This window comes from Candidatus Salinivivens marinus (genome assembly GCF_965655845.1).
Lineage (GTDB): Bacteria > Pseudomonadota > Alphaproteobacteria > Rhodobacterales > Rhodobacteraceae > Salinivivens > Salinivivens marinus.
The window spans coordinates 180,418-204,397 of sequence record NZ_CBFHHX010000002.1 but is presented as its reverse complement, the minus strand read 5'-3'; the positions used below and the strand labels follow the sequence as shown (position 1 = coordinate 204,397).

Annotated in this window: 27 protein-coding genes and 1 tRNA gene; 17 read left to right on the top strand and 11 right to left on the bottom strand. The window is 41.4% G+C overall.

What is annotated here, in order from left to right:
* The first annotated feature begins 87 nt into the window (after positions 1-87).
* Genes xsc through ACTF5Q_RS03235 form a run of 5 tightly spaced genes read left to right on the top strand, consistent with a single transcriptional unit; the run spans position 88 to position 7,384 of the window.
* Positions 88-1,866: a sulfoacetaldehyde acetyltransferase gene (gene xsc / locus ACTF5Q_RS03255; protein ID WP_438953259.1), complete on the top strand. Its 1,779-nt coding sequence runs from the start codon at positions 88-90 to the stop codon at positions 1,864-1,866.
* 43 nt (positions 1,867-1,909) lie between these two features.
* Positions 1,910-2,893, top strand: coding sequence for a phosphate acetyltransferase (pta, locus tag ACTF5Q_RS03250; protein WP_438953258.1), 984 nt, complete (start codon positions 1,910-1,912; stop codon positions 2,891-2,893).
* A 33-nt stretch (positions 2,894-2,926) separates the two neighbouring features.
* The gene (locus ACTF5Q_RS03245; RefSeq protein WP_438953257.1) at positions 2,927-5,713 is read left to right on the top strand and encodes a molybdopterin oxidoreductase family protein; all 2,787 of its coding nucleotides are present in this window, start codon (positions 2,927-2,929) and stop codon (positions 5,711-5,713) included.
* A gap of 52 nt (positions 5,714-5,765) precedes the next feature.
* Positions 5,766-6,512, top strand: coding sequence for a 4Fe-4S dicluster domain-containing protein (locus ACTF5Q_RS03240; RefSeq protein WP_438953256.1), 747 nt, complete (start codon positions 5,766-5,768; stop codon positions 6,510-6,512).
* Positions 6,512-7,384, top strand: coding sequence for a dimethyl sulfoxide reductase anchor subunit family protein (locus ACTF5Q_RS03235; protein ID WP_438953255.1), 873 nt, complete (start codon positions 6,512-6,514; stop codon positions 7,382-7,384). Before ACTF5Q_RS03240 ends, ACTF5Q_RS03235 begins: the two co-directional genes overlap by 1 nt.
* Positions 7,385-7,488: 104 nt before the next feature.
* On the opposite strand, the gene ACTF5Q_RS03230 is transcribed toward ACTF5Q_RS03235, so the two are convergent.
* The 5 genes from ACTF5Q_RS03230 to ACTF5Q_RS03210 form a co-directional block, all read right to left on the bottom strand.
* The gene (locus ACTF5Q_RS03230; RefSeq protein ID WP_438953254.1) at positions 7,489-8,046 is read right to left on the bottom strand and encodes a F0F1 ATP synthase subunit B; all 558 of its coding nucleotides are present in this window, start codon (positions 8,044-8,046) and stop codon (positions 7,489-7,491) included.
* A 2-nt stretch (positions 8,047-8,048) separates the two neighbouring features.
* A complete protein-coding gene (locus tag ACTF5Q_RS03225) occupies positions 8,049-8,594 on the bottom strand; it encodes a F0F1 ATP synthase subunit B' (protein ID WP_438953253.1) in 546 nt (181 codons plus the stop codon).
* A gap of 69 nt (positions 8,595-8,663) precedes the next feature.
* Entirely contained in the window at positions 8,664-8,900 is a 237-nt protein-coding gene (locus ACTF5Q_RS03220) for a F0F1 ATP synthase subunit C (protein WP_153693781.1), read from the bottom strand.
* 27 nt (positions 8,901-8,927) lie between these two features.
* Positions 8,928-9,635, bottom strand: coding sequence for a F0F1 ATP synthase subunit A (locus ACTF5Q_RS03215; RefSeq protein ID WP_438953320.1), 708 nt, complete (start codon positions 9,633-9,635; stop codon positions 8,928-8,930).
* 54 nt (positions 9,636-9,689) lie between these two features.
* Positions 9,690-10,013 (bottom strand): AtpZ/AtpI family protein, encoded by a 324-nt coding sequence (locus ACTF5Q_RS03210; RefSeq protein WP_438953252.1) that lies wholly within the window; start codon positions 10,011-10,013, stop codon positions 9,690-9,692.
* 206 nt (positions 10,014-10,219) lie between these two features.
* Here ACTF5Q_RS03210 and ACTF5Q_RS03205 point away from each other — a divergent pair, with 206 nt between their 5' ends.
* The 10 genes from ACTF5Q_RS03205 to lpxK all read left to right on the top strand — a co-directional run bounded on the left by ACTF5Q_RS03205 (position 10,220) and on the right by lpxK (position 17,134).
* Positions 10,220-10,555, top strand: coding sequence for an ArsR/SmtB family transcription factor (locus ACTF5Q_RS03205; RefSeq protein ID WP_438953251.1), 336 nt, complete (start codon positions 10,220-10,222; stop codon positions 10,553-10,555).
* Positions 10,556-10,772: 217 nt separating this feature from the next.
* Positions 10,773-12,263 carry a signal recognition particle protein gene (ffh, locus tag ACTF5Q_RS03200; protein WP_438953250.1) on the top strand — a complete coding sequence of 497 codons (1,491 nt, stop codon included), beginning with the start codon at positions 10,773-10,775 and terminating at the stop codon, positions 12,261-12,263.
* Positions 12,264-12,335: 72 nt separating this feature from the next.
* A complete protein-coding gene (locus ACTF5Q_RS03195) occupies positions 12,336-12,866 on the top strand; it encodes a GNAT family N-acetyltransferase (protein WP_438953249.1) in 531 nt (176 codons plus the stop codon).
* Between the two features lie 77 nt (positions 12,867-12,943).
* The gene (locus tag ACTF5Q_RS03190; RefSeq protein WP_438953319.1) at positions 12,944-13,240 is read left to right on the top strand and encodes a chorismate mutase; all 297 of its coding nucleotides are present in this window, start codon (positions 12,944-12,946) and stop codon (positions 13,238-13,240) included.
* Positions 13,241-13,266: 26 nt separating this feature from the next.
* On the top strand, positions 13,267-13,722 hold the full coding sequence (gene rpsP, locus ACTF5Q_RS03185) for a 30S ribosomal protein S16 (protein WP_438953248.1): 456 nt from the start codon (positions 13,267-13,269) through the stop codon (positions 13,720-13,722).
* A gap of 98 nt (positions 13,723-13,820) precedes the next feature.
* A complete protein-coding gene (rimM, locus tag ACTF5Q_RS03180; RefSeq protein ID WP_438953318.1) occupies positions 13,821-14,339 on the top strand; it encodes a ribosome maturation factor RimM in 519 nt (172 codons plus the stop codon).
* Between the two features lies 1 nt (position 14,340).
* On the top strand, positions 14,341-15,141 hold the full coding sequence (trmD, locus tag ACTF5Q_RS03175) for a tRNA (guanosine(37)-N1)-methyltransferase TrmD (RefSeq protein ID WP_438953247.1): 801 nt from the start codon (positions 14,341-14,343) through the stop codon (positions 15,139-15,141).
* A 275-nt stretch (positions 15,142-15,416) separates the two neighbouring features.
* Complete coding sequence (rplS, locus tag ACTF5Q_RS03170) at positions 15,417-15,797, top strand: 50S ribosomal protein L19 (RefSeq protein ID WP_154034016.1); 381 nt, start codon at positions 15,417-15,419, stop codon at positions 15,795-15,797.
* An 11-nt stretch (positions 15,798-15,808) separates the two neighbouring features.
* Complete coding sequence (gene rpmE, locus ACTF5Q_RS03165; protein WP_153693772.1) at positions 15,809-16,030, top strand: 50S ribosomal protein L31; 222 nt, start codon at positions 15,809-15,811, stop codon at positions 16,028-16,030.
* Positions 16,031-16,129: 99 nt separating this feature from the next.
* Positions 16,130-17,134, top strand: coding sequence for a tetraacyldisaccharide 4'-kinase (lpxK, locus tag ACTF5Q_RS03160; protein ID WP_438953246.1), 1,005 nt, complete (start codon positions 16,130-16,132; stop codon positions 17,132-17,134).
* On the opposite strand, the gene ACTF5Q_RS03155 is transcribed toward lpxK, so the two are convergent.
* From ACTF5Q_RS03155 to ACTF5Q_RS03145, 3 genes are read right to left on the bottom strand one after another with little or no spacing between them, the layout of a single operon-like run.
* Positions 17,109-18,248, bottom strand: coding sequence for a CaiB/BaiF CoA transferase family protein (locus tag ACTF5Q_RS03155; RefSeq protein WP_438953245.1), 1,140 nt, complete (start codon positions 18,246-18,248; stop codon positions 17,109-17,111). The two genes, lpxK and ACTF5Q_RS03155, sit on opposite strands and share 26 nt — an antisense overlap.
* A complete protein-coding gene (locus tag ACTF5Q_RS03150) occupies positions 18,248-18,922 on the bottom strand; it encodes a DsbA family protein (RefSeq protein WP_438953244.1) in 675 nt (224 codons plus the stop codon). The genes ACTF5Q_RS03155 and ACTF5Q_RS03150 overlap by 1 nt, the downstream gene beginning before the upstream one ends.
* A gap of 1 nt (position 18,923) precedes the next feature.
* Positions 18,924-19,454 carry a DUF721 domain-containing protein gene (locus ACTF5Q_RS03145; protein WP_438953243.1) on the bottom strand — a complete coding sequence of 177 codons (531 nt, stop codon included), beginning with the start codon at positions 19,452-19,454 and terminating at the stop codon, positions 18,924-18,926.
* Positions 19,455-19,519: 65 nt separating this feature from the next.
* Between ACTF5Q_RS03145 and mutY the strand changes: the two genes are divergently transcribed.
* The gene (mutY, locus tag ACTF5Q_RS03140) at positions 19,520-20,566 is read left to right on the top strand and encodes an A/G-specific adenine glycosylase (protein ID WP_438953242.1); all 1,047 of its coding nucleotides are present in this window, start codon (positions 19,520-19,522) and stop codon (positions 20,564-20,566) included.
* Between the two features lie 6 nt (positions 20,567-20,572).
* Here the strand turns inward: mutY and ACTF5Q_RS03135 are convergent, their stop codons facing one another.
* Both ACTF5Q_RS03135 and ACTF5Q_RS03130 read right to left on the bottom strand, forming a co-directional pair.
* Positions 20,573-21,679 (bottom strand): site-specific DNA-methyltransferase, encoded by a 1,107-nt coding sequence (locus ACTF5Q_RS03135; protein WP_438953241.1) that lies wholly within the window; start codon positions 21,677-21,679, stop codon positions 20,573-20,575.
* 104 nt (positions 21,680-21,783) lie between these two features.
* A complete protein-coding gene (locus tag ACTF5Q_RS03130; RefSeq protein ID WP_438953240.1) occupies positions 21,784-22,428 on the bottom strand; it encodes a ribonuclease HII in 645 nt (214 codons plus the stop codon).
* 197 nt (positions 22,429-22,625) lie between these two features.
* Here ACTF5Q_RS03130 and psrA point away from each other — a divergent pair, with 197 nt between their 5' ends.
* Positions 22,626-23,759, top strand: coding sequence for an iron-containing alcohol dehydrogenase PsrA (gene psrA / locus ACTF5Q_RS03125; RefSeq protein WP_438953239.1), 1,134 nt, complete (start codon positions 22,626-22,628; stop codon positions 23,757-23,759).
* Positions 23,760-23,796: 37 nt separating this feature from the next.
* Here the strand turns inward: psrA and ACTF5Q_RS03120 are convergent.
* A tRNA-Arg gene (locus ACTF5Q_RS03120) sits at positions 23,797-23,873 on the bottom strand.
* Positions 23,874-23,980: the final 107 nt, after the last annotated feature.

Genomic DNA, 23,980 nt, shown 5'->3' with positions numbered 1-23,980 from the left:
CTATTAGTATCTTGAAAGAGTAGTACATAACATCTTGAAATAAAAAACACTATGACCCAATGATTCCAATTTTTTAGGAGAAAGAATATGAAAATGACAACGGAGGAAGCGTTTATAAAGGTGCTTCAAGCTCATGGAATACAGCATGCTTTTGGCATCATCGGTTCAGCATTTATGCCAATTTCAGACCTATTCCCAGCAGCTGGTATTAATTTTTGGGATTGTGCTCACGAAGGCTCTGCTGGAATGATGGCGGACGGATACACTAGAGCAACCGGGAAAATGGCTGTAATGATTGCTCAAAATGGACCAGGAATTACCAACTTTGTAACTGCGGTTAAAACAGCATATTGGAACCACACACCCCTTCTTTTAATAACCCCTCAAGCTGCGAATAAAACAATAGGACAAGGTGGCTTCCAAGAAGTAGAACAAATGAAATTGTTTGAGGACATGGTCGCCTATCAAGAAGAGGTTCGAGACCCAACTCGTATAGTTGAAGTTCTCAATCGTGTTATAATGAACGCAAAACGGGCTTCCGCTCCGGCTCAAATCAATATACCGCGAGATATGTGGACCCAAGTAATAGACATTGATCTTCCTGCGATGGTTGAATTCGAGCGCCCAAGCGGTGGTGATAATGCAATTTCAGAGGCTGCTGAAATGTTATCTTCTTCGAAAAACCCTATAATCTTGAACGGAGCAGGGGTTGTTTTATCTGAAGGAGCGATAGATGCATCGAAAGCGCTCGCCGAGCGCCTGGATGCAGCAGTATGTGTTGGATATCAACACAATGATGCATTTCCCGGTTCACACCCACTATTTGCTGGTCCCTTAGGATACAATGGGTCCAAGGCTGCAATGGAGTTGATCACAGATGCTGACGTTGTTTTATGTTTGGGAACAAGATTAAACCCATTTTCTACACTGCCAGGCTACGGGATCGATTATTGGCCAAAAGACGCAAAAATAATTCAGGTAGATATTAACCCTGACAGAATAGGTTTAACTAAGAAGGTAAGTGTAGGTATCATTGGTGACGCGTCACTGGTAGCGAGCAAAATTCTATCTAAGCTATCTGACACTGCGGGTGATTTTAATCGCACTGAAAGAAAACAGAAGATCGCAGAAATAAAATCTCGATGGGCACAACAACTAAGCTCTATGGACCATGAAGAAGATGATTCCGGCACAACCTGGAATCAACGAGCACGGGCAGATAAACCTGACTGGATGTCCCCGCGAAAGGCATGGCGAGCTATACAAGCTGCGCTTCCCAAAGAAGCAATAATATCTTCCGACATCGGAAATAATTGCGCTATTGGAAACGCCTATCCAACATTTGAGGAGACAAGAAAATATTTAGCACCAGGCCTTTTTGGCCCATGTGGTTATGGATTACCATCAGTCGTTGGCGCCAAGATCGGCCGACCAGACGTTCCAGTAGTAGGTTTTTCAGGAGATGGCGCCTTTGGAATTGCCGTAAATGAATTAACTGCAATTGGAAGAGAAGAGTGGCCAGCGGTAACACAGATCGTTTTCCGAAACTATCAATGGGGTGCCGAGAAACGAAACTCAACACTTTGGTACGACGACAATTTTGTTGGTACAGAGTTAGATACTCAGGTTTCGTATGCTGGTATTGCCAAAGCCTGTGGTCTACAAGGGGTCGTAGCAAAAACAATGGATGAACTGACCGAGGCACTTCACACGGCGATCAAAGATCAGATGGAAAATGGGAAAACGACGTTAATTGAAGCAATGATTAATCAAGAACTGGGCGAACCCTTTCGTCGTGATGCAATGAAGAAACCAGTTGCAGTTGCCGGTGTTTCTGCTTCAGACATGCGCGAACAAGTGGTTTAAAACAGTAATGCAACCGGGTCTAAAAAGACCATTGGATCTGGCTATGGAAATAACCAGATCCAGCCCATTCAAAATCTCTCTGAGTGAAGGCGCCGAACCAAGAGTGGTTGAAGCGGCAGTGAAGGCGGTAAATCTCGGCATAGCCAAAATAATTTTAGTAGGACACTTAGCTAAAATCAAAGAACAGCTTGAACAGTACTCATGTTCAAAGCCTGATCATATTGAACTGCACGATCCAATAACATCTCCATTGAAAGAGGAATTTTCAAAGTCTTTTTATAATTTGAGAAAACATAAAGGGATCACAAGGTCTCAAGCCGAAAAACAAGTTGCATCAAATCTTGTATATGCTGCCTTACTTGTAAAACACGGATACGCTGACGGCACTTTGAGCGGCTCAGTAGAGACTACATCAAATGTCGTAAAAACAGCTTTATGGGTAATTGGAAAAGCGACAAACGTGAATACAGTTTCAAGCTGTTTTTTAATTTTTCCAAAAACATATGAACCTATGATCTATGCAGATTGTGGCCTGGTTATAGAACCTAATGAAAGTGAGCTAGTAGACATAACAATGGCGGCCAGTCAAACTTGTAGAGCCCTTTTAAAGTCCGACCCGAGAGTTGCATTACTATCTTTCTCGACCAAAGGGAGCGCAAACCATAGAAATATAGAAAAAACAGTAGGAGCAATGAAAAAATTAAAAGCACTCCTGCCAGATTTACTGATAGACGGAGAACTACAATTCGACGCGGCAATTGATTCTGTAGTTGGAAGCAAAAAGGCACCTGCCTCAAAAGTTGCAGGAAATGCAAATGTAATGATCTTCCCAAATTTAGATGCAGGAAATATAGCATATAAAATCACGCAAAGGCTCGGTGAAGCTGAAGCATACGGGCCAATTCTCCAAGGATTAGAAAAACCCGCGAATGACCTATCACGCGGTGCATCGCCGCATGACATTACTCAAATGATAGCAGTTACTGTACTTCAGGCGGCTGCACGATTACAACCTGACTTTAAGTAAGCCATTTTTATCAAAGCCAAGCAAAGGGTGTACATGAAGGACCAACCATATTTGGACACATCACCAAAGGTAAGCGACGAAATTCGCAAAACCACTTGTTATATGTGCGCCTGCCGCTGTGGCATAAATGTGCACGTAAAGAATAACAAAGTTTCTTACATTGAGGGAAATAAGGACCATCCTGTTAATAAGGGAGTGTTATGCGCAAAAGGGTCTGCTGGGATTATGCAGATAAATGCGCCTTCGCGACTAAAATCTCCCCTTAAACGGGTTGGGCCAAGAGGGTCAGGTGAATTTGAGGAAATCACATGGGAAGAAGCTTTAAATTTAGCGACAACATGGTTAAAGCCTATCCGTGAAAAAAATCCAGAAAAGTTGGCATTTTTTACTGGTAGGGATCAATCTCAATCCTTTACATCTTTTTGGGCACAAAACTTTGGCACGCCTAATTATGCGGCGCATGGTGGTTTTTGCTCGGTTAATATGGCTGCAGCAGGCATCTATACAATGGGTGGCGCGTTTTGGGAGTTTGGACAACCAGACTGGGAGCATACAAAGCTTTTTATGCTGTTTGGGGTCGCAGAGGACCATGATAGCAACCCGATTAAAATGGGCATAGGAAAACTAAAAGCCAGAGGAGCAAGAATTATCGGCATTAACCCGATAAGAACTGGGTATAGTGCTGTCGCTGATGACTGGGTGGGTATTACACCAGGAACGGACGGCTTATTTATAATGTCACTTATCCACCTTTTGTTAAAGGCGGGAAAAATTGATTTAGCGTACTTAAGCCAATTCTCAAATGCACCTGTATTAGTGGATAATGACACGGGCCTGTTGTTAAAAGATAAAAATAATAAGGAGCTTGTGATAGATCAAAAGTCTGGAAAGCTCGTTACCTACGACACGAAAAATATAAGTCCAAGCCTAACTGCAAGCCATAACGGTCACCAAACAGTATTTTATCATATGATAGAGAAATACTTATCAGATGAGTTCAGCCCTGAGTCAGTTGCAGAGCGAACGGGGATCAAGGCTGGGAAGATTAGGGCTATTGCGACTGAAATTGCTAGAGTGGCATTTGAACAAAGTTTCGAGATCGCTGAACCGTGGACAGACTTTAGAGGTAAAAAGCATAAAACAATGGTTGCAAGACCAGTTTCTTTTCACGCTATGCGTGGAATATCAGCACATTCCAATGGATTCCAAACTTGTAGGGCTTTACATGTCCTGCAAATTATTCTTGGAACGGTTGAAGTTCCTGGAGGCTTTCGATTTAAGCCTCCTTACCCTAAGCCGAGTTCGATACATCCAAAACCACACTGTAAAGTAACGCCAGGGGCTCCTTTAGACGGCCCTCACTTAGGTTTTGTGCATGGACCTGAGGATCTATGCCTTAAGCAAGATGGTTCTCCAGCTCGCATTGACAAAGCATTCACTTGGGAAAATCCTATGTCAGCACATGGGCTGATGCATATGGTAATTTCGAATGCACATGCAGGTGACCCCTATAAAATTGATACCCTCTTTATGTACATGGCAAATATGAGTTGGAACAGCTCGATGAATACAAAAGGTGTCATCGAAATGCTAACCGATACGACTGATAGCGGCGATTATGTAATACCTCACATTATTTACTCTGATGCTTATAGTTCAGAAATGGTTGCCTATGCAGATCTGATTTTGCCAGATACAACCTACTTAGAACGACATGATTGTATTAGCTTACTCGATAGACCTATTTGTGAAGCTGATGCTGTCGCAGACTCCATTCGGTGGCCAGTAATCAACCCGGACAGAGATGTCAGAGGGTTTCAAAGTGTGTTGTGTGATTTGGGCGCACGGCTAAAACTACCTGGTTTTATAGATGATGACGGTAATGCAAAGTTTAAAGACTATGCAGATTATATAGTAAACCATGAAAGAAAACCTGGGATTGGCCCGCTAGCTGGCTGGCGTTCAAAATCAGATACGGGTAAGGGTCCACCCAATCAAAAACAACTCGAACTATACATTAAAAATGGTGGCTTTTGGACAAAACATGTGCCCAAAAATGCTAGATACTACAAGCCATGGAATCTTGGATACCAAAATTGGGCCGTAGAAACGGGTTTATATGATAGTCCTCAGCCATATTTATTTTCGTTATATGTTGAACCGATGAGGAAATTTCAATTAGCAGCTATGGGGCATGGAAAGCAGCAACCACCAGAACACCTACGTGAACGTATTCTAACGAGTATGGATCCCCTTCCAATTTGGTATCCACCTTTCGAAGAGACAGTAACAGATAATGATGAATTTACTCTCCATGCTTTAACTCAGCGGCCAATGGCTATGTACCATTCATGGGGAACACAAAATGCTTGGCTGCGTCAAATCCATGGCGTTAATCCTCTATATGTTCCATCAAAACTAATGAAGTCGCATTCTTTAAAAGACGGAGATTGGGTCCGGTTAACGTCTATTCACGGAACAATAACTGTACCTGTAGCTGAAATGGCTGCTCTTAATGAGCATACTGTTTGGACGTGGAATGCAATTGGAAAACGTAGAGGAACTTGGGCACTAGATAAGAACGCTCCAGAGGCAACAAAAGGATTTTTACTGAACCATCTGATACATGAGCTTTTACCCTCAAAAGGAGATGGTTTACGATGGTCAAATTCAGACCCTATTACTGGGCAAGCTGCTTGGTTTGATCTCAAAGTTAGATTAGAAAAGGTTAAACCACCTTCTTCAAGCGAACCTGTGTTTCAAGAAATTAAATCTCCAGTGGAGCCAGGACCAAACATTATTCTACAGGGACAAAGTTAACAAATGGCATTTCTATTAAATATTAAGTCAGAAATGACTATTAGGTATTAGTATGACGACATTACCAGAAAAAACAGAAAGAAAATTAGGCCTTGTGATTGACCTGGATACTTGCGTTGGGTGTCACGCATGCGTCGTTTCTTGCAAAGGATGGAATACTGAAAATTACGGCGCACCACTCGCTGATGTAGATGCTTACGGACAAAACCCTGTAGGAACCTTCCTTAATCGTGTTCACTCATATGAAGTCACACCAGAAGAAGGAACTCCCCAATTAGTACACTTTCCAAAGTCTTGCCTACATTGCGAGGATGCCCCATGCGTTACAGTTTGTCCCACTGGGGCAAGTTATAAGAGATATGAAGACGGAATTGTACTTGTTAACGAAAGCGATTGCATCGGGTGTGGTTTGTGTGCGTGGGCATGTCCATACGGCGCACGTGAAATGGATAGCGTCGAAAAAGTAATGAAAAAATGCACCCTGTGCGTAGATCGGATTTATAATGAAAATTTAGAACCAGATGATCAAATTCCTGCATGTGTTCGTACCTGTCCAGCCGGGGCTAGACACTTTGGCGATTTCAATGACCCTGAAAGCCAAGTGAGTAAATTAGTAACAGAGCGTGGCGGAATTGATTTGATGCCAGAACAAGAAACAAAACCAGTAAACAAATATTTGCCGCCGCGGCCAAAAGATACTTTGGAGGAAATAGATATACTCGCACCATTGCTTAAGCCTGTTGCAGAGAAACCTGATACTTTCATTGGTTGGCTGAATAAACAATTGGATAAGATTTAATGCACCCAACTCCATCCGTAATAATATTTACAGCACTTTCTGGTCTAGGATTTGGTCTTTTAGTATTTTTAGGCTTACAAATGCCTGATGTGACGGGTGGTGCTGCATTTATCTTTTTTGCCATCGGATTTGGGCTAGCCGTTGGTGGTCTTATTTCATCAACTTTCCATTTGGGACGGCCTGAAAGATCACTAAAGGCATTCAAACAATGGAGAAGTAGTTGGCTCAGCAGGGAAGCTATAGCAGCAATTTTTACACTTTCTGTAATGGCAATTTATGCGATAGGCAGAATATTTTTCGACTATGACATTCGAATACTTGGAGTTTTAGGCGCCATTATGTCCCTTGTGACAGTATTCACTACTTCAATGATCTACGCTCAATTAAAATCGATACCAAGATGGAACACAAAATTAACTCCTGTATATTTTTTATCATTGTCCGTGGGCGGTGGTGCACTTTTGGCAGGCCAAATTAAAGTTTGTCTTTTCTTACTTATCATTGCAGGCTTATTTCAGTTGATAGTTTGGATAAAAGGTGACCGGGCATTGGCGTTATCTGGGACCACTATTGGAAGTGGTACTGGTTTGGGTACCCTTGGAGACGTTCGTGCTTTTGAACCGCCACACACTGGTACCAATTATTTGCTAAAAGAATTTGTTTACATTGTTGGTCGTAATCATTCCGCGAAGTTGAGAATAATAACACTTATTTTAATGATTGGGACACCGGTTTTGCTGCTTTCTTTACCGTTTTCCCATCTACTCGCTGCACTAGCAGTTATAAGTCATGTAGTGGGTTTGTTCATTTCTCGTTGGTTATTTTTTGCCGAAGCTGAACACGTGGTCGGGCTTTATTATGGGAAACGATAAGGCCCATCTAAACTTTTGCGAGCCCTATCCCTATACGCAGCAAACGATATTTAATCTTAGATTGCAAAACTACGGAAGCAACTCGCTGGAATCGTCTTACTTATCTAATGAAGTTTATTTTCGATTTCTAGGATTCCAGCATCAATAAGTTTATTGGACTCGGCTGAAGTAAGCTGTTTCGCAACCACTTCACTTGCAGCCGCTATAGCAACTTTAATCGCAGCATCCCGCACTTCTTTCTCAGCAGATGCCTGTGCTGTTGAAATACGCTCTTCAGCAGCAGCCATACGCCTTGCCACAGAGTCTTTAAGGTCAATCTTAGCTTGCTCAGCTGCTGCAGATGCGTCAGCCTTTGCAGTTTCCAGAATTCGTTCGGCTTGCTCCATTGCTTCTTTCTGTTTGCGCTCATAAGACGCCAGAAGAGACTGAGCTTCGTCTCTTAAAGACCGCGCTTCATCAATTTCTACCTGGATACCAGCAGATCGCTTATCTAGCATTCCCCCCAATAACTTTGGTACTTTAAAATAAAAAAGAATTGCTACGAATAGTAAAAACGATAATAAAACTACAAAATCCGTATTTTTCAATGAAAAGAATGGACCTGACGCAGCAAATAGCGGACTCGCTGTAACTGAAAAAGAGAGTAGTAAAGTGTAACGCATGTCTAGCCCTTCATTTTTGAGGAAACAGCAGCATTGATTGTTTTAGCGTCTGCTTTGGCACCCAAAGCTACAACAATTTCTTTAGCAGTATCTTTTGCGACCTTCTCAATGCTAGCCATAGCGTTATTTCTAATTTCGGCTATAGATTTCTCACTTTCACCGACCTTAACGCTTATCTCTGCATCCGCCTTGTTAATGGCAGCCTGCAATTCTTTTTTCATTTCTGCTTTTGAGGCGTCCAATAAACGTGAGGCCTCGCTGCGTGCATCATTTAAAGCCTGCGTGTAAGCGCGCTCCGCCTCTTCTGCTTTTGATTTTAATTCTTCAGACGCGGTTAAATAATTGGTAATTGTGCTTTGCCGGTCTGCCAGCACTTCTGCAATTCGCGGCAACGCTATTCTCGAAAGAATTAAAAAGATTATTACTAGCGTAACAACTAACCAAAAAATTTGGTTGGCCATCCAATCACCACAAAGTTGCGGCATACCAATGGCACTACCGTACCCGTCAATACATTTACTAGCAACCTGATCTGTACTCGCAGCCATAACAAACTCCTGTACTACTTTTTGTAGGACAGAGCGCAGACTGGCTCATGTCCTTGCAAAGTAGAAACCTTATACGGCAAACATTAACAACAATGCTACTAAGAATGAAAAGATTCCAAGTGCTTCAGCAAACGCTATACCAATAAACATTGTGGCCGTTTGGCCAGCTGCTGCTGAAGGGTTTCTGAGTGCGCCAGAAATGTAGTTTCCTACAACATGACCAACACCGATAGCAGCACCACCCATGCCAGTACAAGCTAAACCTGCACCCACATAAGCACCCATTTGAACTATATCGCCTTCCATTCGAAATCTCCTTGATTTTTAAACTGATTAATGATGAGGGTGAAGTGCATCTTTAAGATACACACATGTTAAAATCGCAAACACATACGCTTGTATAAAAGAAACCAACGTTTCAAGGGCATACATTGCTGTTATAGCCACCACAGACAATGGCGAAATCAATGCCACACCTGCAAATGCAGCAAAGACCTTTATAACGGCATGACCTGCCATCATATTTCCAGCCAGTCGAATTGAATGACTAACTGGTCTAACAAAATAAGAAATAATTTCTATCAGTGCCAATGCCGGACGAAGTGCTAATGGCGCTGAAGATATCCAGAAGAGAGAGAAAAATCCAACGCCGTTTTTCACGAATCCAAGGACTGTAACGGCAAGAAAAACGGCAATTGCCATCACTGCAGTGACCGCTATATGAGATGTTGTTGTGAAAGACATAGGCAAAAGACCTAGGAAATTCGATAGAACGATAAACATAAACAACGTCATTATGTAGGGAAAATATGGAACTGCGTCACGACCCGCTACGTCCTCTACCATTTTATGCACAAATCCATATGCAAGCTCACCAATAGATTGTGCTCTTCCTGGAACTAGCGCTCTTTTGGATGTCCCTACCAACATAACCAAAACAAGGGCAACTACACTCAAACCCATCCACAAAGTCACATTTGTAACAGTATACCAATGAATAGGACCTGACCCAAACAGAGGTTGTACAATAAATTGATCCATTGGGTGAAATACAAGTCCATCCGATTTTTCTGACGGTTGCGCTGCTGCAGCCACTTATTTATTCCTCTCACTTTTCTCAGATCGATTTATGACCTGGTCTTTTTGAATCTCGCGCGCCGTTGACAACATGGTTCTAACACCCGCCACAAAGCCAAGCAGCGTAAAAACAATCATTAATATGGGCAACGTCCCAAATAAAACATCTAATCCATACCCAAGACCGAAGCCAATAGCCATGCCGCTTACCAGCTCAATTACCATCCTCCAGGCATGTTGCAACCCCGAATGGTGGCCTTCAACCTTTGGCTCAACCTCATAGCTCTTCTTTGCAGACTGAATCTTTTGCCCAAGGTCTTTTAATGGATCATTGTCCGACATGAACGAATTTCCAAATTTACCTTGTAGTTATTATTTCATTCGATTACTGTCAACCTCTGGTTTAAGCTTATCCATCAAATTTTAACCGATTGTTTTTATTTGGTTTTTATACAAAAAACTGTTCCCACCTGCGACTTTTTCAATAAAGTTGAAATTTTATTATATTTAACCATATGGTTAAGTATTGATAAAAGGATAAGACCAGTATGCAAGCAAAGTTAAATGAACTATTTTCTGCACTCTCAGATGCTACCCGCAGAGAAATACTTATAATGTTGTTGGAGGACGATATGGCAGTAACCGACGTAGCACATCCTTTTGATATGTCGCTGCCAGCCATATCCAAGCATTTAACTATCCTTAGTAATGCAGGTCTTATTACACAAGAAAGGCGCGGAAGAGTTAATTGGTGCAAACTAGAGCCAGATGGAATTCGTGACGCTAGTGTTTGGATGCTTAGTTTTGGTCAATTTGATATTCCAGATATTGAAGACCTTGAGAGGCTAATTGAATCACACATCGACCTAACAAAAAAAAATTAGTTGTCACTAAGTGAATAGAATGGAAAACTTTACTCTGCTTCAAGCCTTGACTTGATACTGAATCTGGAATAAGCGGCAAGTAATTCAGGGAAGTGTGAAACTTCCGGTTCTGTCGAACATGGAATCGACCCCCGTCAGCGAGTTTCGCCCACGGGGGCGTTTGTTGTTTCACATCCAGAGTGCTAAGGGTGAAAGATAGATTTAAAAAGGTCAGTTCATGTTTGAAAATTTGTCAGAACGGTTATCTGGCGTATTCGGTCGCCTTACCAAGCAAGGTGCCTTATCAAACGAAGATGTGGTGACCGCACTTCGAGAAGTTAGGATAGCACTTTTAGAGGCCGATGTTTCCTTACCAGTCGCCCGAGATTTTATAAAATCTGTTGAATCAAAAGCAACTGGTCAGAATGTAACAAAGTCCGTCACACCTGGTCAGCAAGTGGTAAAAATTGTTCATGACGAACTGGTAGCTATGCTGACGGGCACGGGTACAGATGAAAATTTAAAAATTGACCATCCACCGTCACCAATATTGATGGTCGGCTTGCAAGGATCTGGCAAGACAACCACGTCAGCGAAATTAGCCAAACGTCTAAGAGATAAGGATAATAAGCGCGTTTTAATGGCTTCACTTGATGTAAATCGGCCCGCTGCAATGGAACAATTACAAATCCTTGGCTCACAAATCGGTATCGATACACTACCCATAGTTAAAGGCGAGGACCCGCTAACTATAGCAAAAAGGGCTAAAACTCAAGCAGCGCTTGGAGGCTATGACGTATATTTATTGGACACTGCTGGCAGGCTACACATTGATCATGAGCTAATAAATCAGGCAGCAGCAATCCGCGATATTGTAAAACCACGAGAAACCTTGCTCGTAGTTGACGGCTTAACAGGACAAGACGCTGTCAACGTGGCTACAGAATTCAATGATAAAATAGGTGTTTCAGGCGTCATACTTACAAGGATGGATGGCGATGGACGTGGAGGAGCTGCTCTGTCGATGCGTGCTGTGACGGGTCAGCCAATTAGATTTGTGGGTGTTGGCGAAAAAGTCGACGCCCTCGAGACTTTTGAACCTGAACGCATCGCAGGTCGAATACTGGGTATGGGTGATATTGTAGCCTTAGTTGAAAAGGCTCAAGAAACAATTGAAGCCCAGCAAGCCGAAAAAATGATGAAGCGATTTCAAAAAGGCCAGTTCAATATGAATGACCTTAAGTTACAGCTTGAGCAAATGATGAAAATGGGCGGCATGGAAAGTATTATGGGAATGATGCCTGGTGCCGCAAAAATGGCTAAACAAGCTTCTGAAGCAGGTATGGATGATAAGGTATTTAAGCGGCAAATTGCCCTTATCAACTCTATGACAAAAAAGGAAAGAGCTAACCCTCAAATTTTACAAGCCAGTAGGAAGAAAAGGGTTGCGATAGGTTCCGGCATGGAAGTTAGTGAACTGAATAAGCTTCTAAAGATGCATCGTCAAATGTCGGATGTAATGAAGAAAATGGGTCGAGGAGGAATGCTCAAACAGGCCATGCGTGGGATGTTTGGGAAAGGTGCTGACCTCGAAAACTTTAATCCTAAAAATATGGATGCGAAAGACCTGGAAAAAGCTGCAAAACAATTAGGGGGAAGCCTTCCATCGGGGAAATTACCCGGTTTAGGTCTTCCACCAGGTCTTTCAGGGCTCGGTAAAAGAAAATGATTACCTTTTTAATTGCAAATTGGTCTTTAGGTCAGGTTTCACGAGATTTCTCTAGAGTTAAAAAATAATATAATGTCACTAACAAACTCTCCAGTAATAGAAACTCAAAATTTAATCCTACGTGGGCCAGAAAAGGTCGACATAGAGCCTACCATAGCTTTTTTACAAAACGAGGAACGCTCGATCTTCTTTGGTGCTTTGTTAAACCGCGGAGACGCATGGCGCTGGTTTGCATTAAATATTGGACACTGGCATCTGCACGGTTTTGGCTATTTTACAATAGTAACGAAGGGAAAAGAAATAGCCGGTCTCTGTGGGGTATGGTTTCCCGAAGGTTGGCCAGAACCCGAGTTAGGATGGGTTGTTTTCGAAAATTTTGAAGGGAAAAGTGTTGCTTTCGAGGCTGCAAAAGCTGTGAGATCTTGGGCCTATTCTAACTTAGGGTTTACCACGATAACAAGTAACATTGTACCAGAAAACAAACGTTCAATTGCTTTAGCGAAAAGACTAAATGCTACTTATGAGAAAGAGTACCATAATGACAATATGGGGCATTGCTACATGTATCGTCATCCCTCCGCTGAAGATATGAAAACTAATTAAATTTATTATGACCAAAACAGTAGCATATTACTAAAATTTTTATTTTTGCTCTACCTTAAGGATCTAAGACATTGACAATAGAAAATAACTCAGAAAGAGCTGAAAGAATTTTAAAAGATCATCGGAAAAGTATAGATCGGCTTGACGCTATATTGATTTATACTCTTGGTGAAAGATTTAACCACACAAAGGCTGTCGGAAAACTGAAAGCCGAACACAATCTTCCACCATCCGATCCACTTCGAGAAGAAGAACAGATCAAACGTCTTTCGCAACTTGCAGTTGAAGCAAACCTGGATCCTAAATTTGCAAAAAAATTTCTGAGTTTCATTGTTGAAGAAGTTATTCATCACCATAAACAACAACAAAATTAATTTAAATTTCTGAAGGAGATAAACAAATGTCAATGAAAATTCGCTTAGCCCGAGGGGGCAGTAAAAAGAGGCCATTCTATAGAATAGTTGCTGCAGATAGCCGCATGCCTCGTGATGGTCGTTTTATAGAAAAGCTTGGGACGTACAACCCACTTTTGCCCAAAGACAGTGAAGATAGGGTGAAAATGGATATGGATAGAATTAAACATTGGCTGGGTCACGGAGCTAAACCCACAGATAGAATAGCACGGATGCTAGAAGCAGCAGGTGTTCTTCCCAAAACTGAGAGAAACAATCCAAAGAAAGCAGAGTTGGGCACTAAAGCAAAAGAGCGCTTAGAGGCAAAAGCAGCAAAATCTGAAGAAGCAGCTGCAGAGGCACCAGCAGAAGAAGCAGCTGCAGAGGCACCAGCAGAAGAAGCAGCTGCAGAGGCACCAGCAGAAGAAGCGTCGGGAGACAATAAAGAGGCAGCCGCCACTTGAAGAAAATAGATATGTTTTAATCCATATCTCATCCATGCTTATGATATTTTTAGGCTAACTGATCTTACTTATAGAAATATAATAAAGGTAAATTATTGATAGACGGGTCTAAATTAATATGTGTTGGCGCTTTGGCTGGAGCTTTCGGAGTAAAGGGAGAGGTGAGGCTTAAATCCTTTACTTCGAACCCAAACGATATTGCGAATTATGCTCCATTACAGACAGAAAATGGAGATAAATGCTTCGAGATTGTGGTCACTGGACGGTTGAAAAATGGCCTGGCGGCCCGTCTCTCTGGCATAGTGAATAAGGAACAGGCAGATGACCTAAAGGGCACAAAGCTTTTTGTTCCGCGCGACCGTTTGCCATCGTTGCAAGAGGATGAATTTTACTACAGTGACCTGATTGGAATGATGGTTTATGATACTGGAGGGAAGGAATTGGGAAAAGTTCAGGCTGTCTTAAACCATGGTGCCGGAGACCTTTTGGAGATTCATGGAGTAAATTTGAAAACGAGTATATTGATTCCGTTTACCAAAGAAGCAGTCCCCACAGTGGACATCGCGGCTCGGCGCATTGTAACTGATCCACCAGATGGGCTATTGCCGGGAGCTTAGAATGGTAAAAGAGGCAAAATCGCACGGACTTAAAAGGATAAGTTTATCCGAAAAACCGACATCGCTAATTACCAACAATGAAGTTATAAACAGCTCATGGAAAGCACAAATCATTACTTTATTCCCTGAAGCATTTCCGGGAGTTCTGGGTTTAAGTCTGACCGGAAAAGCTTTGCAACATAGAATTTGGACTTTATCTACTATCAATCTGCGAGATTTTGGCATTGGGAAACATAAAAAAGTTGATGATACTCCAAGTGGTGGTGGTCCCGGACTAGTCATACGGGCAGACGTTCTGGGACCAGCTATAGAAAAAGCATTATCTCACGCAAAAACCTCTACGCCATTGGTATACCTATCGCCTCGTGGAAAAACTTTTAATCAGTCACTAGCACAAAACTGGTCAAAGACTGAAGGCATCATTTTGATATGTGGTAGGTTTGAAGGAATAGATCAACGTGTTATAGATCACTACGGGGTTGAAGAAGTTTCTATGGGTGATTTTGTGATGACAGGTGGTGAGATAGCAGCTCAGGCTATGATCGATACCACGGTTCGATTATTACCAAATGTAATAGGGAATCAAGATAGTCTGATGACTGAAAGTCATAGCAGCGGCCTATTAGAACATGATCAATTTACGCGCCCAGATGATTGGAAAGGGAAAAAAGTACCGAAGATACTTACTTCTGGTCATCACGGCAAAATCGAATCGTGGCGAGCAAATCAATCTAAATCAAATACTAAGAAATACAGGGCTGATATGTGGGAAAAAGCTAACCCAATAAATAGTAAGGGTTAGAACTTATCGGATAAACGTTTATCTAGATTTTACAAAGTGCTTGTATTTTTCATTTGCGGCTACTATACGCTGTCCAACCTGAGTGAGCATTATGTATGTATTCTTGGGAGCAATGAGCTTAATGCTTTCTTCGGCATAAAAGGGCGAATTGTGATGAATTAATAATGGTTGTTTTATCTCTGGCGGACTGACTTAATGTTGGGATCCGAATGAAGACCAAGAGCTCTTAAACACTTCAATTTTGTGGGCAAACCACATATCGACAGGAGATCACAATGGATCTTATCGCTAAACTAGAAGCCGAACAGGTAGAGGCGCTTGGGAAAAAAATTCCAGATTTTAAAGCTGGCGACACAATTCGTGTTGGTTACAAGGTAACCGAAGGAACTAGAACAAGAGTTCAAAATTACGAGGGCGTTTGTATTAGTCGCAAAAACGGCGGTGGAATAGCCGGTTCGTTTACTGTAAGAAAAATTTCATTTGGTGAAGGCGTTGAACGTGTTTTCCCTTTACATTCTACGAACATTGAGAGCATCACTGTTGTAAGACGAGGTAGAGTGCGCAGAGCAAAACTTTATTATTTACGCTCTCGGAGAGGTAAATCCGCAAGAATTGCTGAAGATTCAAATTATAAACCAGCCGATAATCAAGCCTGAGGAGTGCGGCTATGAAAAAAGATATACATCCAGACTATCATTTTATCGATGTAAAGCTTACCGACGGCACGATTGTGAAAATGCGATCTACCTACGGTAAGGATGGAGACACACTTTCGTTAGATATTGATCCCAGCTCGCATCCAGCTTGGACGGGCGGTAATACTCGTTTAATGGATCAAGGCGGACGCGTGTCAAAATTTAAGAAAAAGTACGAAGGTTTGGGATTTTAATTTTATATTCTCAAAAGGCCACCATCAGGTGGCCTTTTCTACGCTGATAGTTTGAGTTAAAAACCCTTATGCTATCAACTAACTTCAAAGATTTACACAATGCTAGCTCCAAAGTTTTGGTATCCAGAAAACAATGAAAAAAGTTTTTCTAGCCTAGCACTTGTCCCTTTCGGGCATATCTATTCACTTCTTTCAAAGTTAAGAATGTCAAAAGCTGTAAAGAAGCAATTTGATATTCCTATTATTTGCATAGGCAATCTAAATGCTGGCGGCACCGGGAAAACTCCAACAACCATATCAGCAGCTGAGTTTTTAAAAGACAGAAAGTACAATGTTCATATAGTTTCCCGTGGATATGGGGGTAATGCCATGGGTCCTCTATCTGTCAATGACAAAGAGCACTCAGCAAATGACGTAGGCGATGAGGCCTTGATGCTATCAGCCTTTGCACCCACATGGGTAGCCACCAAACGGTCAGAGGGAATACAAAGCGCAATTAAAGAAGGTGCTGATATAATTTTGCTAGATGACGGCTTTCAAGATCCAAGTGTTTACAAGGATCTATCTATTTTGACCGTAAATGCAAAAAAGGCCTTCGGAAACAACCGATGCATTCCTGCTGGGCCATTGAGAGAAAAACTAAGCAGTGGCTTGGAGCGGGCAGATGTTTTAATTTCAATCGGGAACGAAACATCTCAGAAAACATTCAAATCCATATATAAAAGCTACATTAATATACCACTAGGAATAGCAAATCTTGAGGTTTTAAATACAGGGTTATCTTTGGAAAATATGAAAGTTTTGGCATTTGCGGGAATTGCCCATCCAGAAAACTTCTTCGATACGCTCCGAGCTCAAGGCGCAGAGATAGTTGACTATCAGGCTCTTGCGGATCACCAGAAACTTTCTTCAATAATTATGAAGCGCTTGATCGTAGGCGCTCGAGCAGAAAATGCTCAACTTATTACCACGGAAAAGGATTATGTGCGATTACCAAAGGAGTTTAGAAGCGAGGTAATGACCTTGCCAGTTAGAATTAAATTAAATGAAACTTTGAGCTGGGAGAAAATTTTCAAACCTATTTTAAGTTGTCAGGGAAAATAACAGAATTATGTTCGCCCAAATTTGGGGACGGCTTATCTAAAACTAATTCACTTTCGCTGAACTTTATTGGGCTACGGATACTGGGTATACCCTCCAAAGTAAGTTTCATTCCACGATGGATGATATGCTCATCTGCAAAAACTTCATCTAATGAGTTAATCGGTCCAGCTGGAATACCATTTTCCTCACACTGTTCTAATAAATGCAACTTTTCCCATTTTCTCGTTTTTTGACTAATAATATCGTCTAGCTCATATCGGTTTTCCACACGCTTGGCATTAGTTTCATATTTAGGATCTGTAGCGTGTTCTGGACATTGAAGAATACTGCAGAGCTTTTGATATTGTTGATCATTTCCTGTCGCAATTATAATATGACCATTGGAACATTCAAAAACTTGATAGGGACTAAGGTTTGGATGAAAATTTCCAATTCTACCGGGAGGGCTTCCGGTAGATAGGTAATTCATGCCCTGATTTGCTAATATGGCCACTGCAGAGTCTAAAAGCGACATATCAATATGCTGACCCCTGCCTGTTTCTTTGCGTTGGTGAAGTGCTGCGAGTATGGCCGTTGAAGCGTATATGCCAGTAAAAATATCTGTTACTGCAACGCCTGTCTTTAAAGGACGCCCACCCGGTTCGCCTGTTATTGACATCAGACCTGACATCCCTTGGATTATATAGTCGTATCCTGCTCTAGTGGCATACGGACCATCCTGACCGAACCCCGTTATTGAGCAATAAATAAGCCCTCTATTAATAGCATTCAGGTTTTCATAGTCTAAACCGTATTTCTTAAGACCCCCTACTTTAAAGTTCTCAATTAAAATATCAGAATTTTTTACCAATTCCTTGATGCGATCTTGACCTTTTGAGGTACTTAAGTCGACAGTTACGCTTTTCTTACCTCGATTGCACCCATGAAAATAAGAAGCTGAAATGTCATTCTCTCGCTCAATAAATGGCGGGCCCCATGCCCGCGTATCATCACCTTTTTCTGACTCAACCTTGATTACATCAGCTCCAAGATCCGCCAGCAACTGACCCGCCCAGGGTCCGGCCAGAATACGAGCTAATTCAACTACTTTTATTCCTTCAAGTGGGGCTGCCATTACTGGGAAATTTTACTTTCTATAATCGACGAGAATTCATCATAACCCATATTTGAAAACTTTTCTCCATTAATTACAAAAGATGGAGTAGATTTGATTTCATCATTTGAAGCGTTTGTCTTGAACCACTCAACAAGCGCGCGTAATTTTTCTGTATCTTTGAGACAAGTATTAATTTTCTGGTCGTTTAGCCCAGCAACTCTCGCCAATTTAGATAGCTCGTTTACAATTGCAGCATCATCACCAGCTCGGGTCCATTTTTCTTGTGACTTATATATAAGATCTGTTAAGCCAAAGAATTTTTCTGGGCCTGCACAACGCGCTATCATAGAAGCCCATAATCCATATTTATCAAAGTAAACCTCCCGGTATGTGAAACGGACTTCACCCGTTTCAATATAGTCTTTTTTTAACCTCGGATAAATTTCGGTATGAAATGTGGCGCAATGCGGACATGTATACGAAGCATATTCCACAATATGTACTTCTGCCTCCTCGCTGCCTAGTGTCATCTCAGCGATAGTCACCTCGGCATTTTCATCAGCAAAAGCTAGTAGTGATGAATAGTTTTTGTGACTTTTTCCAATCGAATTTAAATTTGGCTGTTGTAACCAAAAGATGGCGCCGATCACTAAAAAAAATAATCCTGTAGTTCTTATAAATTTCAATCCCATACTATTGCTTTCTAGATGATTTACTTTCTTCAGATTTTGTTAATACTTTTTCTTCCAAATCTGCAAGAGCTTCTCTCAAGTCTTTGTCTTGCACACTTTCTACCTGTTGACTTGTTTTTACCTTCTTACGAATAATTGACGGATTTGGATCCCAATCCTGTCCCTCACTAGACACACCAAGCTTTGTAAACTCGAAGCCTATTTCGGCGGTCTGTGTAATATTTATTCTTGTTACTGCATTATATCCATATGCGGCATTCACCTTTTCTTTGATTTGAGTTTTCATCATTTCAACCTCTAAAGCGTGAGGGCCTGTCGTTAGTATCGTTAGGGTAGCTCCTAATCCGCCGGACGAAAAACTAATTTTTACTGGATGTGTTTTTTCTGCAAGGCCATTACCTACAAAACTACTCCAATGCGTAAGGAGCCTAGTCTCAGAAAAACCCCTTCCCTCACTAGCTTGAGTTATCCTCCGCTTTAGAAGCTCAGACGTTCTTTTAAATCCACCAGATTTTTTACGCGAGTTTTGCATTTCAACATTCCTGCTTTACATATACCTTAAGCAAAAAAACTCGTTATGACAAAAAATATAAGAAAATGAACTTAAAAGTAAAACCTCCACTACTTTTAAATTGGTATGATACAAATGCTCGAGAAATGCCATGGCGTATAAGTCCCTCAGATAGGATAGCGGGTGTTACCCCCAATCCCTATCATGTATGGTTGTCAGAGATAATGCTTCAACAAACTACTGTTGCTACCGTTAAAAGTTACTTCATTAAATTTATTAGTAAATGGCCAACACTAGAAAAGTTGGCGCAAGCCGATGAAGGTGAAGTTACAGGAGCGTGGGCTGGGTTAGGATATTATGCAAGAGCCCGTAACTTACTTAAGTGTGCCAAAATAATATCTTCTGATTACGGTGGTAAATTCCCAAGCGACTATAAAACGCTCCTCAAACTGCCAGGTATCGGCCCCTACACAGCGGGAGCTATTGCTTCTATCGCCTTCGATAAAAAGGAGGTTGTTGTCGACGGTAACGTAGAAAGAGTAATTTCAAGATTGTTTGATATCAAAATACCTTTGCCAGAGTCTAAGAAGGAGATAACAAAAATTGCCAAAAACTTAACGCCTTCAGTTAGACCAGGCGACTACGCCCAAGCTGTGATGGATTTAGGCGCAACTGTATGTACTCCCATTGCACCTAAATGTTTGGTTTGTCCGCTTCAGCAGCATTGCCTCTCCTACAAAAATGGATCACAAAATTTAGTACCTTTCAAACGCAAGAAGGAGAAAAAGCCAACCAGATATGGATATATGTATATTGTCAAACGAACTGATGACGCCTATCTTTTAGAAAGGCGGCCGGACAAGGGTTTATTGGCCGGCATGCTCGGATGGCCTACTTCCGAATGGTCACAAAACCCCGAAGAGTCTCCCCCAATCGTCTCTGAATGGAAAACTCACAAAACAAAAATACGCCATACTTTTACGCATTTTCATCTTGAAATAACGCTTAAGACTGCTTTCGTTAATCTCAATTGCAAACCCAAAAGAGGTTTTTTTGCACTTGTGGGTGAATTTAATTCTAACGAATTACCAACCGTTTTTAAAAAAGCTTTCGACGTTCATCAAGAGGCATAGAAAAAACTAGACCGCAACCATTTCATCACGAATTTGTTGACGCAACTGGTCAATCAAAACTCTTTTACCATCCCGTTTGAAACACCAATAAGTCCAACCGTTACAACTCGGAGCACCCTCCAGTTTTGCACCTACTTGATGAATGGAACCTACCACACTATCGCCAGCAAGAGTTCCGTCAGCCCTTACTCTTGCTGTAAAACGCCCGTTGTTGGACATGAGCCGTTCTCCCGGTCTTAGCATTCCTCTTTCTAACAGCTGACCAAAAGGTATTCGGGGTTCTGAACGTTTCCCCGCTGAAACCTTCAGAGCTGAGTTATCTAAGGATCTAGTATTTTTAATTCTCTTTTCTGCTACTTTTGCGTAACTTTCCTCACGCTCCAACCCAATAAAATTACGACCCAGCATTTTGCACACTGCACCAGTCGTACCAGTGCCAAAGAAAGGGTCTAGAACAAGGTCACCCACGTTTGTTGTCCCGAGCAAAACACGATAAAGTAAACTTTCAGGTTTTTGGGTTGGGTGAGCCTTTTCACCTTTCTCATTTTTCAAACGTTCGTGACCAGTGCATATGGGCAGCGTCCAGTCACTTCTCATCTGCGTACCCTCATTAAGCGCCTTTAGTGCCTCATAATTGAAAGTATATTTTGACTTGTTAGATTTAGATGCCCAAATTAAGGTTTCATGAGCATTTGTAAAACGCATACCCCGAAAATTAGGCATTGGATTGGACTTTCGCCACACAACATCGTTTAAAATCCAAAAGCCTTGATTTTGAACAGCGGACCCAACTCTAAAAATATTGTGATAAGAACCAATTACCCAAATAGCTCCATCCTTTTTTAAAATTCTCCTGGCAGCTGACAACCAAGCATTCGTAAAGTCATCATAAGCTCTAAAACTATCAAATTGATCCCAATGGTCGTTTACTGCATCAACACGCGAATTATCTGGTCTATGTAAATCGCCTTTAAGCTGAAGGTTATATGGTGGATCTGCAAAAATTAAATCTACTGAACATTCTGGAAGAGAATTCATTAATTCTACGCAATCTCCAACCAAAATCCGATCAGTTGGAAGGCTACTCGCCATCCGCTGCAAAGGTTTACTCATTTTACTGCCTCATTAACCGGCGCTTATGCGCTCTTTAATTGTCACTAAAATGATTCATCGACACGAATCCGTCAATTCGTTTTTGAATTAAATCTCTGATTGTTTTAACCACACAAGATATTGTGTATCGGCTTAAATGAACGTCTATGATGAGGGGTAATACCATACTTAAGTATTGCATTCATGTGACACTTTGTGGGGTATCCAGAATTCTTGGCCCACTCATAAACAGGAAAGTCTGAATCCAGATCACGCATTAACCTGTCTCTAGTTACTTTTGCAATTATTGAAGCGGCTGCAATTGATGCAACCTTACTGTCTCCCTTGACTATTGCGGTGGCCATACCACTTAATTGTTCCGGAACTTTATTTCCATCAATTAATATGTGGTTTGGTGTCACGTTTAATTTAGAAACAGCATTTACCATTGCCAACAACGAAGCTTGCAAAATATTAAGCTTATCAATTTCTTCCGGTGAGACGTGTGCAATTGCAAAAGTAGAACTATACAGAAGCTCTTCGTATATTTTTTCTCTTTTTTTCAAACTTAATAATTTTGAGTCATTTAAATTTTCTGGAATATTTAGCGGGTCTAATATCACTGCTGCGGCAGTGACAGGACCTGCTAAAGGTCCTCGGCCAACTTCATCAACACCTGCAATTATTGAGTAACCACTGTGGATTAAATCTTTTTCTAATAAGAAATTTGGAGACACGTTTAAAATTCTTTCAACAATCTTATAATCCAATCCTAACTCTAAGAGATAGATTAATAAAAGTTGATTTTACAATCAAATTACTACCCATTATGAACCAAACCTTTACCCTCTAATATGGGAAATATATTTGACAGTCTCGCCACAGAAGTAATAGATTTATTTACCGCGTGCATCGACGATGGTATACTACCAATAAATAGTTTCTATTCTCTTGGGAAGTTCCAAAAATGCCAAATGACGATTTTCATGCTTGGTCCTATTTTAATCCCGTGAATATAAAATTTAATGTGTCCGCCAGCACTGAATTAGCAACTGAATTAAGAGGCCATCGATATGCCGTTGTAACATATGATGAACCATATTTTGCCAAAATTCGTAAGGAATTAGAGGATTTGGTAGGGCCTGCTGAATGTACAATTAATGATGTGCAGCCTAATCCTGATTGCCAAATACTGCATGATCAATGTGAACGGCTAAACTCTAAGGTGACTAATATAGAAATAATTGTGGCACTAGGCGGTGGTTCAGTAATCGATACAGCTAAAGTGCTTTCCGCTTCAACTCTTGGATTCAGCAATGTTTTAGACTTTGTTACCAATGAAAAAAAAGAACTAAATCTGCCTCCTATTCCAATTATTGCTGTTCCCACTACGGCTGGAACTGGCAGCGAAGTTACATGCTGGGCGACAATATGGGACGAAACAGAGCAAAAGAAATATTCACTAGCTCATCCTGATCTATACCCAAAATATGCTATTATAGATCCATCCCTCATGGTAAATAAACCAGTTGATCTAACAATGGCGACCGGACTTGACGCTCTGTCACACGCGTTAGAGAGTATTTGGAATTGCAACGCTAATCCAGTTTCGGCACGTTACGCTATATTTGCAGCAAAAACCATTATACGCGATTTACCAGAATTGCTTTCGATGCCAAAAAATCTAGCTCTCAGAGAAAATCTCGCTGAAGCCGCATTAATGTCGGGATTGGCATTTTCAAACACAAAGACAGCGATTGCCCATAATTTGAGCTACCCCATTACTCTAAAGTATGGCGTGACACATGGAATTGCATGTTCATTCACACTTCCAACAATTCTAAGGTCAGTTGCTAAAATTGGTGGATTTCGAAGAGAAGCTTTGCAAGAGATCTTTGGCACAAACCTGTTGAAGGGAGCTGATATGTTAACTTCAACCTTAAGTGCTATGCAAGTAAAGATGCGCTTCAGGGATTATGGAGCAAACCAAGAAGAGACTACCAATATTATAGATGCAGCTTTCTTAGGTCAGCGGGGTAAAAACTTTATAGGTAGTAAAGAAGATTTTTTAGTTTCGGCACGAGCGGGCAACTTAGTTTGATGGCCGATTAAAAAATATTTTTTAACTACATACTTGTTGGCGACCCCGGCAGGATTCGAACCTGCAACCTGCCCCTTAGGAGGGGGCTGCTCTATCCAGTTGAGCCACGGGGCCTTTGGTAAGGTATAAATACAAGAAGCTTCGGTCACAATAGCAGTTAGGTTTGTGCTTCGTTCCAAGGATTATAGGATTCTGGTAAATTTAGCAGAGTTTGTCTATCT